An 11,928-nucleotide genomic window follows, 5' to 3' on the forward strand; every position below is an offset into this window, starting at 1 on the left:
TTTATATCCTTTATCCCGTAACAATATATGCTTTTCAAAGTACGCCAATAGTTTTCCAGTTACTTCTAAGTAGTTGCTTAATTAAATATCTTTTCAGAATTTCCATCTACTTTTCGAGTGTCTTCTATCCATAGTACCTAATGAGGCAATCAATAATTAATTCACAAATAATGATATAATTATATTATCATTTTACAATAAGTGAGGTATAGTATGCTGGAAATATTTATTTGTGACGACAATAAATCTTATAGAGATAAAATTAAACAAATCATTGAAAACACTATTTTGAGGGAAGCTTTAGATTTGCATATACCCCTCTGCACTAACAGCCCCATAGAACTATTAAAGTATGTAGAAGATCATGCAGCAACTGGAATTTACTTTCTGGATGTCGATTTAAAAAGTAATATGAATGGAATAAAGCTTGGTGAAAAGATAAGGGACTTAGACCCCTTTGGATTCATAATATTTACAACTATCCATATGGAAATGAGCTATCTTGTCTTTAAATACAAAGTTGAAGCAATGGACTATGTTGCTAAAGACGAAGATGATTTTAAAGCACGGGTAACAAGTTGTCTTATGAAGGCTTATAACATTTATACTAGAGAAAATCTTAGTGAAGGATATATTAAAGTAAATGAAGATTCTAGAATAATAAATATAAAGCTGTCTGATATCCTATTTATTGAGACAAGCAGTACCCCCCATAAGATAAGGGTACATGAGGAAAATAGACAAATAGAGTTTTATGGAAATCTTAAAGATATGGAGCAAAAGCTCACTTCAAGCTTTTATAGGTGCCATAAGTCCTATATTGTAAATAAAAACAAGATTAACGAAATAGATCTGAAAAATAACAAAATCATTATGGTAAATGGCGAAGAATGTCTTGTTTCTTTTAGATATAAGAGAGGTCTTATAAAATGATCATCAAAAAATTTCCCATAAGCAAACTTTTTACAGACGTGATCTTCCCTTCACTGCAAGTTAGCTTATTATGTTGTATTTCAATATACATATTATTTAAAGATAAAGTTACCTTAAATGTAATGAAAAAGTACTTTCTCATATCTTTTGTAGTTGGAGTGGTGCTTCAAACTGGTTCATATACCATAATACTCCCTATCTTTACAATACTAATAATATTTTTATTAAAAAATAGTAAAGACATAAAAAGTACTATAGAAATACTCATAACCATTTTTACAATATACTTTATTAACATCATGTATAATGGAATTTTAAAATTAGATGTTTATAAAACAATATCTTTTAAAAATTGCATTGTTGAACTCATAATTATTCTATTTTTTACACTTTTAATATATATAATTAAAAAGCATATTCCATGTAAACTTAGGAAATCGAGAAAAATTTCACTACAGCAAATAAGATATAGAATGATTCTCAGTATAAGTATTCCTATAGCTTTAAGTATATTCTTTATTTATCCTCTGGTAGATTCAGCAAGTTATTATGGAATATATTTCATAATTGAATGCTATCTTCCACTTGGAATCCCTCTTATTTCAATAATACTCATACTTATAATAATTTATAATTATGACAAGAGTTTAAAAATTGAAATTGATTTAAAAAGAGAAATTGAAGAAAAATATAGAATAGAAGAATATGCACATGTAGTTGAAGAAATGTACAGTGAAACGAGAAAATTTAAACATGATTACATAAATATGCTTATTCCCCTTAAGGAATATATAGATACTTCTAATGTGAATGATCTCAAGGATTTCTTTTATGATAATGTACTCAACATAGACAAAGATATAAAGTGGAATAACACAAATATAGATAAGTTAAAACATATTAAGATACTGCCTTTAAAGGCCCTGATTTCTACAAAACTAATAAAAGCATTATCCTCAAGGATAAATATAAAAGTAGAAATAGTGGAAGATATATCTCAAATATCTATGAACATAATGGATTTATGCAGGATACTTGGAATACTTTTGGATAATGCAATAGAGGCATCAATAAAGTGTAATTTGCCTAAGCTATATTTCTGCATTTGTGTAAAAAAGGATTATGTGATTATAGCCGTTCACAATAACTTTGGGAATACAAAACCAGTGATACACAAAATATATGAAAAAGGTTTTTCAACTAAAGGAGATGGAAGAGGCCTTGGCTTATATATCTTAAAAGATACTATAGATACAAAATACAATAATGTATTTATAAATACATCCGTTGAAGGCAATATGTTTATACAGGAATTATGGATTAAGAATATGCATGGGACATCCTAACTAGGATGTCTTTTTCTTTAACGTAAGTTTTTTAATCTTAACCGTATCAGCTTCTGCTATTTATGAATTCAGTACATCCTCTTTGGACTAATACATAAAATATGCACTAATACCTGTTAATATGTAATGGAAGTTCGGGGCTGCAAACAAAAATTAATCTTTTAAGAAAGGATAAAAAATGGAACCAATTTTAGAAGTAAGAAATTTAAGTAAATACTATAAGAATCAAAAAGTAATTGACAACATCAATATGAAGGTATTCAAAGGAGACATCTATGGTTTTATAGGTCCAAACGGAGCTGGGAAAACAACAACTATAAAAACTATTTTGCGTTTACTAAAACCTTCAAGTGGTGAAGTCTTCATAGGTGGCAAAGATGTATTTAAAAATGGAGAAAACAATCCTTCAGATATAGGAGCTATGATAGACTATCCAAGCTTTTACAACAACTTATCTGGATATAAAAATTTAATGCTCTATGCAAATGTCTTGAATCTAAGCAAAGAAAGAGTTTATGAGGTTTTGGAATTAGTAAAATTGATAGATGATAAAGATAAAAAAGTAAGCAATTATTCTATGGGAATGAAACAGAGGCTTGCAGTGGCAAGAGCATTTTTATCAAAGCCCAAAATTGTAATATTGGATGAACCAACTAATGGCCTTGACCCGGAAGGAGTAAGAGATATGAGAAATTTAATTAGCAAATTAGCTAGGGAAAATGGTACAACTTTCATATACTGTTCTCACATTTTAAATGAAGTGCAAAATATATGTAATAGAGTTGCAATGATAAATAAAGGCAGAATAATTGTTGAAGACTCTATGGAGAATATGCTTAAAAGTGCTAATTCTCTAGAAGACTATTTTATGAAAGCAGTGGGACTTTAATATGATAAAAAATGAATTTGTAAAATTTTTTACTCCTTTAAAAATATCAATATATGGAGGTATCATATTTATATTCATTTTATTGAATGATGTACTATTTGCAGATAAAGGTACAAGCATACTTACTTTTCACAGCTTGCTTTATAACGATATGTCTTCACTTGTGTTTATGCTTCCCATAATTTTATCACCCATAGTTTCAGACATAATTACACGTGATTATGAATCTGGCTGCATGAAATTTGTTGTAATTTATAAAGGTAAAGCAAAAGTGCTTTTATGCAAAATAGTTTCTCTCATTTTAATAACAGGCATAATGATAATTTTTACATTTGCTATTTTAAATGTAATCTATATTTTCAAAGATTCAGTTCAAATTTATATATTTTTAGATATAAAAATGGCATTGCTATTTTTAACTGCACTAATGCCAGTACTATTTATATATGTTTTAATTTCTATACTATCTAAAAACAGCACTATAATATCATTGCTCGTATTTCTTTTAATTGTAATGTCGGACTTTATTCCCAAAGCAATTGGAAATATAACTCCACGAAGATTTTTATGGGAATGTCTTTTAAAAAATCAAACTGATAAATTTTCTATAATCTTATTTTCAATATATATTGTAGTTCTTATATTTTTAAACTTTAAGTTATTCAACAAAAAGGAGCTGATACATTGATACTCAAACTTTTTAAAAATGAAATCATCAAAATTCTGCATTCTAAAAATTTATATATACTTATAGGATTCTTGATATTCATGATTGCAGCAATATGTTATCTTATAAATTTAGATAAAGGGCATATAATAAATAATACACCTATAACACGTAAATACAGCAATCAGCTTAAAATGGACATTTTAAATATGAACAGTGTAATTTTTTTAAAACAATTCAATACAGAATTCATCTTTAGAACAGTGGTACCCTACTTCGCATTTTTCATGACTGTATTTTCAGTTGGAATATTTGGCCAAGACTTTTTCAGTGGAAATATGAAATACTTTGCAAGATTAACTAAAGATCATGTTAATGTATTTAAAGCAAAAGTACTTAGTATTATTTTTTATTCAGCACTAGTAGTTATTTTAACATTGATATTAGGATTTACAATAAGTACCTTTATTTTTAAATTGAGTTTTGATGGTTTAGGAAGAATTGTATTAATTTATTTATCTGCAATAATCCCAGTTGCTTCATTTGGATTGATTATAGGAATAATATCTTTGTTTTTTAAAAACACGACAATCAGTATAGCTATAGGTATTGCAACTTCAATATTTTTAACTGCTTCAGACAGACTTACAATTACAAGTAACTTTTCACCTATAGGAGTACTTGGACTTATGGAAAAGTTCAGAGCTGACAATATATCATTGATCTCTTTACTGATGGTAAATGGAGTATCTGTTATCTATTTGCTAGGTGCTTATTTTATAGGAAGAAAACTATTCAAAAATAAAGAATTTGTCTAAAACTTTTCTAATTATCTTTCAATCTTCAGAGTTTATACTAAAAAAGTACTTTAATCCATTATACTTACATGGTTTAAAGTGCTTTTGTGGTACTTGTCCTATTTTTCATCTTCCTTTATGGAGTTTATTTCTTCAAACCTTTTCTCTGCTGCGTCTATTGCCTCCACACCTGCTTTACATAAAACATTAATACCTTTAACAATAGTTACAATCACAAATGCTTCTACTAATTCTTCCATAGTCAAGCCTGCTTCTATGGCAGCAACGGCATGTGACTTTGCACCACTTACTTCATCATCTAAACTATCCAATATGGCAAAAATTAATTCTCTTGTTTTTTTAGGTAAATGTCCTTCTTGAACTGATTCACGCATGGTTAAATAACCCTTTAATCCATCAGGACAATATTTAGATAAAGCTTTAGCAAAAGGCGGATCCCATTTTAATTCATTCTTATAATAATCAAGTATACTTTCTAAATCTTTCACAATTAATTCCCCCACTTTCATAATATATTATTTTTTCCTTTATTCTACATTTTCATTATAGTATAAAAACTATTTTAAATATAGGATTTTCTAACTCAAAAATCAACTTATACGCAGGCATCTGAAAATCTAAAATTCAAAAAGCTGCTGACAAAATATTTCATCAACAGCCTTACTAATACAAAATACTATATTGTTTAATTTTTAATTAATTTTATCACCATGATACTGCATTCCATAACCAGGCATATTAATGGTAATACCTGTAATTTGTCCATTTGAATTTTTATCAAATGTAGTATCTCCATATAAAATTCTCATAAAGAATTTATCTTGAGATTCAGCAAAAAGCTCGTATTTTTGATTTGTTCCATCTGCTGAATAATAAAGGTGTCCACCTTCATTTGTTATTGAAATATTTCCCATATCCGTAGATTTATATTTACCTACATATTTATTTAATATACTATCATCAAGTTTTATAACATTCTTTGCTTTAGGCATACTATAGTTATTTTTTCCAAGTGCTATATTTGAAAGAGCATATGTAAGTGGATTTATCGTATAGTATCCTGAATTTGTAAGTATGATTATACTTAAGCCTTTATCTGTATACCTTGCTATATTGCTTGTAAATCCAAGTACATTTCCATCATGAAAAACTTCATGACCATTATCTCCATCAGCTATCATCCAGCCATATCCATAGTAGATACCGCTTCCTTTTGCCATTTCAACATACTTTGAAAATATTTTGTCCATAGTTTTCTTGCTTACAAGTTTTTCTGTATCAAGTGCCATATTCCACCTATATAAATCTTCTGTAGTAGAATATAAATTCCCTGCTCCATGTACACCATCAACTATAATTTCATCACTTATTGGTGTTACATCTAAATATCCTTGATATCCACTTGAATTATACATTTTTTCTTTTCCTATATAGCCAATTCCTGTATCATTCATATTTAGTGGTTTAAATATATTCTTATTTAAATAATTTTCATAATTCATTCCACTTACTTTTTCAACTATATATCCAAGCAATAAATATCCCGAATTAGAATATTCAAATTGAGTGCCTGGTTTAAAATCAAGAGGTTTATTCTTAAAAAAGTTAATTGCAGTATTTATATTTTGTAAGTCTTCAGGCTTCATATTCAAAAATCCAGGCATCTCATTTAAACTTTTAATACCAGATGTATGGGTAAGTAAATTATAGATAGTTATTTCATCTCCACGCGGAAAATCAGGTACGTACTTTGAAAGTTTATCTTGTTCACTTAAGAGTCCCTTTTCTTCAAGCTGCATTATTGCCATTGCTGTAAATTGTTTTGTCATTGATCCTATCAAGAATCTAGTCTGAGATGTATTTTTAATATTTTGTTCAAAGTTTGCCATACCATACCCTCTATTTAAGAGTATATTTCCATCTTTAGCAACTAAAACACTTCCATGAAAGTTATCTGATTTTTGTAAGGCAGTTAAATAATCATCCAACTTTGCAGCAATTATTTTATCATTTGCATAAACTAATTGCTTATTAAAGCTATCTTCAGTATTTTTTTTCATATCAGATATTTTGACTATCTGAGTAGTACTGTCCCAATCAACTAATTGGTTAAATGCTTCACTAAAAAACTCAAGTGGTACAAAAACTTGTCCATAATTTACTATTGGAATTGTGGACAGAGTAATAGCCTTACCATTAGCAGTTACTTTCTCATCTCCACTTTTAAATGTAACATTTAAATTAGAACCTTTTATTGTAATATTACCGTCTTTAACCTGTAAGACAGCATCACTTCTGATTTGTTTAAGTATTGGAATAAGTGGCATCATAACTTTTGAATTTGAATTCACGTATGGCTTTTGATCTAATGTAACCGTCTTATCATTTATCTTTACTACAATCGAACTAGTTTTAGATGCAGTTATAGTTGTTACGGTCCCATCAATTGCTTGTGCACTTACAGGCGTTACAGCTGAATAAGTGACAAGAGTAAGCGATACAAGAAGACCTGATATACACTTTTTAATCATTCACACATCCATCCCTTCAAACTTTTGATTGAGGAATTGCATTTTACAAATCTGACTTACCTTCAATAAAACTCCCCCCTTATCAATATATCATTAAATGATATATTATAAATAAATCATATCATTTAATGATATATATGTCAATGTATAACTTCACTTCCTATATACCTAAATTATACCGTGATTTCGATAAGTAATATTAAAGAAAGTCTTAAGAAAAACTTAAGATTAATTCCACCATTTTTGGTGTATATTCTCTAACTTAAAAATCAACTTACACTTCGATATTTTTAATTATTAAAAATATCCCAAGTATAAGTTGACTTTTGTTTGGGAACTCTATAAATTTTACTTAGAAAATATTAAAGGTTTTTTTCTTTCTGGTGGAGTCATTTTAGTTTTCATATATCCCATGCTCATGGTAGAAACCAATTCATATTTTTCAGGTACCCCATGTTTTTCTTTAAATTCTTTTGTATTTAATAGAGCCTCTGCAAATCCAATCCAGCAAGTTCCAATTCCCATACTATGAGCTGCAAGCATAATATTTCCTGCTGCAAGACTGCAGTCATAAACATGCCAGTGAGATTCTTTATTTCCATAAATAACTAGTACTGTACCTGCATTATTAAATATATTATATTTAGGATTCTTTAACCAACTTTCATATTGACTTAAGTAGGGATATTTCTCCATATTGTTCAATAAATACTGTTTTGTAGCTTCAGATAAAGAATCTATTTCCTCTTTGTCCTGAATAACTACAAATCCCCATGGTTCAAGACCTGAACCAGTTGAAGCTTTTGTTCCAAGTTCTATAAGCTTAGTTATAGTTTCTTTAGATATCACTTCATCTGTATATGCTCGAACACTTCTTTTACCGCTAATGCATTCTAAAACTTCCATTTTATTACCCCTTTCAACACATGTCTTTTTAACTCAATCTTCAGATATACAAAGTTTTAATTAATAGTTAAAGTTGAGTTTTTAATAATCAGTATTCTATGTTTCTAATTCCTTTATATGTTATTTTTCTTTTCTTGTCAATAAAAAATACCGGAAAATTTATAGGAATAATTTTTATATATGATTCAAATAATTAAATTAGTAACTATTTTTCAATAAAAGTGAAGGTGATATCAATGATGGGTTATTATGGATATGGAATGATGGGATACGGCTGGGGACTTCTTATGATGATATGTATGATTGCCTTAACAACTTTAGCTGCTGTGGCTCTTATACGCTACCTTCATCAATCAAGTAAGCCAAATAACCAACCGTCTGGAAACAATAACGCCTTAAATATACTTAATGAAAGGTATGCCAGAGGAGAACTAACTGAAGAAGAATATAGAAACAAGAAAACACAAATTCAATCATAACATTATGTAAAAAATACCAGTAAAAATCACCTGGTATTTTTTAATTACATCCATATTATTTATCTTTCATCTTTTCTGCAAAAAAAGTAATCTTTTCATTAATTAAATATTATGACTTATAGGTAAATAGGCATTTTATATAATTGATCATCGCACTCAAAGGATTGTTTGGAAAAAGCTTTTCCCCAAATAATATAAAGACAATTACAATAACTAATACCAATATATCTTTATAATCCATTTATCTTACACCTCCAAAATAGTAGCAAAATATTTCTTTTACATATCTTTATTGCTATATATTTTTAAAGATATGGAATAGGAAATCAGCATAGCTAAAATTGTTATTAAAAGTAATACAACAGGAAAATACTGCAAAATAATATGTATATACTGTACAGTTAAAGGGGAAAATCTTAATTTGGATCTGCCAATAGCTGCGCCAGCAGGTGCTAAAAAAACTAAAAATATAACAATACGTGATTTCTCCACTCCAAATTCATAAATAACAGGCAGCGTAACACTTATAAAAAAAAGCCCGCCTGCCATGGCTGCTCCATTGACTGTAAATATTTTTATGACATCTAAATTATGTTTATTAATTCCCTGAGCAAAACTCAGAGCTGTTGCCAATACTGCTCCCATAAAAATTACAATGATGGAAACCATATATTTTGAGAGGACTACATCTCTCCTTGTAACCGGCATAGTAAGTGCATATTTATCCCACTTTGCTGTATTGTCGTAGGACATAGTATTTACAACAAGTATACTTCCCAAAAGTATTATAAATACATTCCAAACTTCCATATTATCATTATCGCCCTGTAAAAAATATATTAAACTAAAGACCACAATTGCAATAAGCAAAGATCCTCCACCGTTTTTTAAGTTATACAAATCTTTCAAAATCAACCCATTCATTACTTATCACCCCTAATGTAAAATAACATGATACCCCTCTGTCATAAAAATTGCTACATATCTTTTAAAATCATATCAATATATAAAAATGGATAAATAAACATTTTACATATCTTTATTACTATATACTTTTACTGATATGGAATAGGAAACTACCATAATTAAAATTGTTATTAAAAGTAATATAACAGGCAAATACTGCAAAATAATATCGATATAATGTTTCGCCAAAGAAGAAAGACTTAGCTTTGCAAGTTTAGATTTGGAAATACCTGTAATACCACCACATACTAAAAAAAATACTAAAAATATAACAATACGTGATTTCTCTACTCCAAGTTTATAAATGGCAGGTAATGTAATGCTTATAAACAAAAATCCAACTGCCAGAACGGCCCCAGTGACTTCAAATATCTCCACCATATCTAAGTTATGCTTATAAATTCCCTGGACAAAACACAAAGCTACTGCAATCCCTGCCCCAGTAAGACTTAAAATAATGGAAATCAGATATTTTGAAAGTACCACATCTTTCCTTGTAACTGGCATAGTCAGTGCGTATTTATCCCACTTTGCTATGTTGTCATATGACATAGTATTTATAACAAGCATGCTTGCTAAAATTACCACAAGTCCATTTAAAAAACCCATATTATCTTGTTGAAAAAATATAACCCCAAAACCTATAAGCCAAATAATTAAAAATTTACTACTTTTTTTTAAATTGTATAGATCTTTTAGAATTAACCCCAGCATTATTTATCACCCCTAATATAAAATAGCATGACATCTTCTATAGAAGTGTTGTCCACCACAAGTTTTGGATGCTTCTTTATAAAATCATATTTGTCGTTTATTAAAACCTCATACCCAAATTGATTTTTTCTGTAATTTATAAATTCTTCTTTAGAAAGATTATTGAAATCTGAAGCTCCACACTTCAACATACCCATATTTTCTCTCAAATCATCCTTGCTTTTGCTAAAAACTATCTGCCCCTCGTGAATAAAAGTAATATAATCTGCTATCTTGTCAAGGTCGCTGGTTACATGGGATGACAGCAAAATAGAATGTTCTTCATCTTGAATAAAATCCAAAAATATATCAAGAATTTCTTCTCTGGCAACAGGATCAAGTCCTCCTGTTGCTTCATCCAAAATCAGAAGTTTGGGATTATGAGCCAGTGCAACAGCAATACACAATTTCATCTTCATTCCCCTTGAAAATTCTTTTACAATCTTATCTTTAGGTACCTGAAATTTATCCAGGTAATTGAAAAAAAGATTACTGTCCCACTGTTTATAAATCTTTACCATAAATTTTGAAATGTTTTTTGCATTTAAAGTGTCGTGAAAATTACTTTCATCAAAAACTACACCTATCTGTTCTTTTATATACTTTTCATCTTTTATATTGTCACGACCTAGTATTTTTATCTCTCCACTTTCCCTGCTAATCAAATTTAAAATAGCTTTTAATGTAGTAGTTTTTCCTGCACCATTCTCACCTATAAATCCTACGATACTGCCTTTAGGTACAGAAAATGAAACATTTTTCAAGCTAAAATTTTTATAAGTTTTGTTTAATCCCCTAACACTTATTGCTTCATCCATAATTATTCTCCTTTATATAATAATTTTAGAATATCTTCTAGTTCCTCATATCTAATGCCGCTTACCTTTGCAAGATCCACAGCTTTTTGTAAATGTTCTTCTGCAAGGCGCAGCTGTTCTTCTTTTATAATCTCCATATTCTTGCCTGCTACAAAACTTCCCTTTCCCTTTACTGTTTCAATAAAACCATCTCTCTCTAAATCTGTATAGGCACGTTTTGTAGTTATAACACTGATTCTCAGTTCTTTAGCCAAAAGTCTCATGCTTGGCAGGGCATATCCTTCAGGCAAGGAACCACTTATAATCATGTTTTTTATTTGGGCTGATATTTGTTCATAAATTGGCTTATCGCTGGAGTTGCTTATGATGATATCCAACTAATCACCTCTTATCCTAAATTATGTATTTCATGTATATTGTATATATCATATATATACAATATATTAATATGTACGCTCTGTCAATAGAAAAACTAAAAAAATTCTCTACTACAATTATTACACCGTAGTAGAGAATTCCTTTTTATTTACTCATAAGTTTGGAAACTTCATCTTCAATTTCACTGCTTACAGCACCTGTTCCTCCTAAAATGTTGGTACCTTTTGGAGTATTTTTTATATAAGTTCAAATAAATTTTTATACTTAAATATTTTCTTCTTCAAGCATTCCCATAAGTTCATTTAAATCATCAAAACTCAATATGCCTTTAAGATAATTAAGTACTATCTTAGCTTCAACAACCTTTAATTTTTCCACAGCCTCTTTTGTTTTTGGATAATTAACTATAACTTTTATGGTCATAACCATACCCCTTTTAGCATT

Annotated in this window: 14 protein-coding genes; 6 read left to right on the plus strand and 8 right to left on the minus strand. The window is 28.9% G+C overall.

What is annotated here, in order from left to right:
* The first annotated feature begins 213 nt into the window (after positions 1 to 213).
* The 5 genes from CLCOS_RS08825 to CLCOS_RS08845 all read left to right on the plus strand — a co-directional run bounded on the left by CLCOS_RS08825 (position 214) and on the right by CLCOS_RS08845 (position 4,653).
* Complete coding sequence (locus CLCOS_RS08825) at positions 214 to 933, plus strand: LytR/AlgR family response regulator transcription factor (RefSeq protein WP_063601415.1); 720 nt, start codon at positions 214 to 216, stop codon at positions 931 to 933.
* Entirely contained in the window at positions 930 to 2,279 is a 1,350-nt protein-coding gene (locus CLCOS_RS08830) for a sensor histidine kinase (protein WP_063601416.1), read from the plus strand. Before CLCOS_RS08825 ends, CLCOS_RS08830 begins: the two co-directional genes overlap by 4 nt.
* Positions 2,280 to 2,457: 178 nt before the next feature.
* The gene (locus tag CLCOS_RS08835) at positions 2,458 to 3,168 is read left to right on the plus strand and encodes an ABC transporter ATP-binding protein (RefSeq protein WP_063601417.1); all 711 of its coding nucleotides are present in this window, start codon (positions 2,458 to 2,460) and stop codon (positions 3,166 to 3,168) included.
* A gap of 1 nt (position 3,169) precedes the next feature.
* Positions 3,170 to 3,856 (plus strand): ABC transporter permease, encoded by a 687-nt coding sequence (locus CLCOS_RS08840; protein WP_063601418.1) that lies wholly within the window; start codon positions 3,170 to 3,172, stop codon positions 3,854 to 3,856.
* Positions 3,853 to 4,653: a hypothetical protein gene (locus CLCOS_RS08845; RefSeq protein WP_063601419.1), complete on the plus strand. Its 801-nt coding sequence runs from the start codon at positions 3,853 to 3,855 to the stop codon at positions 4,651 to 4,653. The genes CLCOS_RS08840 and CLCOS_RS08845 overlap by 4 nt, the downstream gene beginning before the upstream one ends.
* Positions 4,654 to 4,751: 98 nt before the next feature.
* Here the strand turns inward: CLCOS_RS08845 and CLCOS_RS08850 are convergent, their stop codons facing one another.
* The 3 genes from CLCOS_RS08850 to CLCOS_RS08860 form a co-directional block, all read right to left on the minus strand.
* Positions 4,752 to 5,141, minus strand: a complete 390-nt coding sequence (locus tag CLCOS_RS08850; protein WP_063601420.1) for a carboxymuconolactone decarboxylase family protein — start codon at positions 5,139 to 5,141, stop codon at positions 4,752 to 4,754.
* A gap of 204 nt (positions 5,142 to 5,345) precedes the next feature.
* Positions 5,346 to 7,184, minus strand: coding sequence for a serine hydrolase (locus CLCOS_RS08855; RefSeq protein WP_063601421.1), 1,839 nt, complete (start codon positions 7,182 to 7,184; stop codon positions 5,346 to 5,348).
* A 348-nt stretch (positions 7,185 to 7,532) separates the two neighbouring features.
* Positions 7,533 to 8,090: a nitroreductase family protein gene (locus CLCOS_RS08860; protein WP_013240148.1), complete on the minus strand. Its 558-nt coding sequence runs from the start codon at positions 8,088 to 8,090 to the stop codon at positions 7,533 to 7,535.
* A 236-nt stretch (positions 8,091 to 8,326) separates the two neighbouring features.
* Here CLCOS_RS08860 and CLCOS_RS08865 point away from each other — a divergent pair, with 236 nt between their 5' ends.
* Entirely contained in the window at positions 8,327 to 8,569 is a 243-nt protein-coding gene (locus CLCOS_RS08865; protein ID WP_023162242.1) for an SHOCT domain-containing protein, read from the plus strand.
* A gap of 279 nt (positions 8,570 to 8,848) precedes the next feature.
* Here CLCOS_RS08865 and CLCOS_RS08870 read toward each other — a convergent pair whose 3' ends face one another.
* The 5 genes from CLCOS_RS08870 to CLCOS_RS22375 all read right to left on the minus strand — a co-directional run bounded on the left by CLCOS_RS08870 (position 8,849) and on the right by CLCOS_RS22375 (position 11,907).
* On the minus strand, positions 8,849 to 9,493 hold the full coding sequence (locus CLCOS_RS08870) for an ABC-2 transporter permease (protein ID WP_063601422.1): 645 nt from the start codon (positions 9,491 to 9,493) through the stop codon (positions 8,849 to 8,851).
* Between the two features lie 105 nt (positions 9,494 to 9,598).
* The gene (locus CLCOS_RS08875; protein ID WP_063601423.1) at positions 9,599 to 10,249 is read right to left on the minus strand and encodes an ABC-2 transporter permease; all 651 of its coding nucleotides are present in this window, start codon (positions 10,247 to 10,249) and stop codon (positions 9,599 to 9,601) included.
* Entirely contained in the window at positions 10,249 to 11,106 is an 858-nt protein-coding gene (locus CLCOS_RS08880; protein WP_063601424.1) for an ABC transporter ATP-binding protein, read from the minus strand. The genes CLCOS_RS08875 and CLCOS_RS08880 overlap by 1 nt, the downstream gene beginning before the upstream one ends.
* Positions 11,107 to 11,108: 2 nt before the next feature.
* Positions 11,109 to 11,483: a GntR family transcriptional regulator gene (locus tag CLCOS_RS08885; protein WP_013240153.1), complete on the minus strand. Its 375-nt coding sequence runs from the start codon at positions 11,481 to 11,483 to the stop codon at positions 11,109 to 11,111.
* Between the two features lie 265 nt (positions 11,484 to 11,748).
* Positions 11,749 to 11,907: a hypothetical protein gene (locus tag CLCOS_RS22375; protein WP_023162247.1), complete on the minus strand. Its 159-nt coding sequence runs from the start codon at positions 11,905 to 11,907 to the stop codon at positions 11,749 to 11,751.
* Positions 11,908 to 11,928 lie beyond the last annotated feature (21 nt).

The organism is Clostridium coskatii (genome assembly GCF_001675205.1).
Taxonomy (GTDB): Bacteria; Bacillota; Clostridia; order Clostridiales; family Clostridiaceae; genus Clostridium_B; species Clostridium_B ljungdahlii.

Coding starts and splice junctions, on each gene's coding strand:
- CLCOS_RS08880 (WP_063601424.1), bottom strand. CDS start 11,106: ATGGATGAAGCAATAAGTGTTAGGGGATTAAACAAAACTTATAAAAAT.
- CLCOS_RS08840 (WP_063601418.1), top strand. CDS start 3,170: ATGATAAAAAATGAATTTGTAAAATTTTTTACTCCTTTAAAAATATCA.
- CLCOS_RS08835 (WP_063601417.1), top strand. CDS start 2,458: ATGGAACCAATTTTAGAAGTAAGAAATTTAAGTAAATACTATAAGAAT.
- CLCOS_RS22375 (WP_023162247.1), bottom strand. CDS start 11,907: ATGACCATAAAAGTTATAGTTAATTATCCAAAAACAAAAGAGGCTGTG.
- CLCOS_RS08870 (WP_063601422.1), bottom strand. CDS start 9,493: ATGAATGGGTTGATTTTGAAAGATTTGTATAACTTAAAAAACGGTGGA.
- CLCOS_RS08865 (WP_023162242.1), top strand. CDS start 8,327: ATGATGGGTTATTATGGATATGGAATGATGGGATACGGCTGGGGACTT.
- CLCOS_RS08825 (WP_063601415.1), top strand. CDS start 214: ATGCTGGAAATATTTATTTGTGACGACAATAAATCTTATAGAGATAAA.
- CLCOS_RS08830 (WP_063601416.1), top strand. CDS start 930: ATGATCATCAAAAAATTTCCCATAAGCAAACTTTTTACAGACGTGATC.
- CLCOS_RS08855 (WP_063601421.1), bottom strand. CDS start 7,184: ATGATTAAAAAGTGTATATCAGGTCTTCTTGTATCGCTTACTCTTGTC.
- CLCOS_RS08875 (WP_063601423.1), bottom strand. CDS start 10,249: ATGCTGGGGTTAATTCTAAAAGATCTATACAATTTAAAAAAAAGTAGT.
- CLCOS_RS08860 (WP_013240148.1), bottom strand. CDS start 8,090: ATGGAAGTTTTAGAATGCATTAGCGGTAAAAGAAGTGTTCGAGCATAT.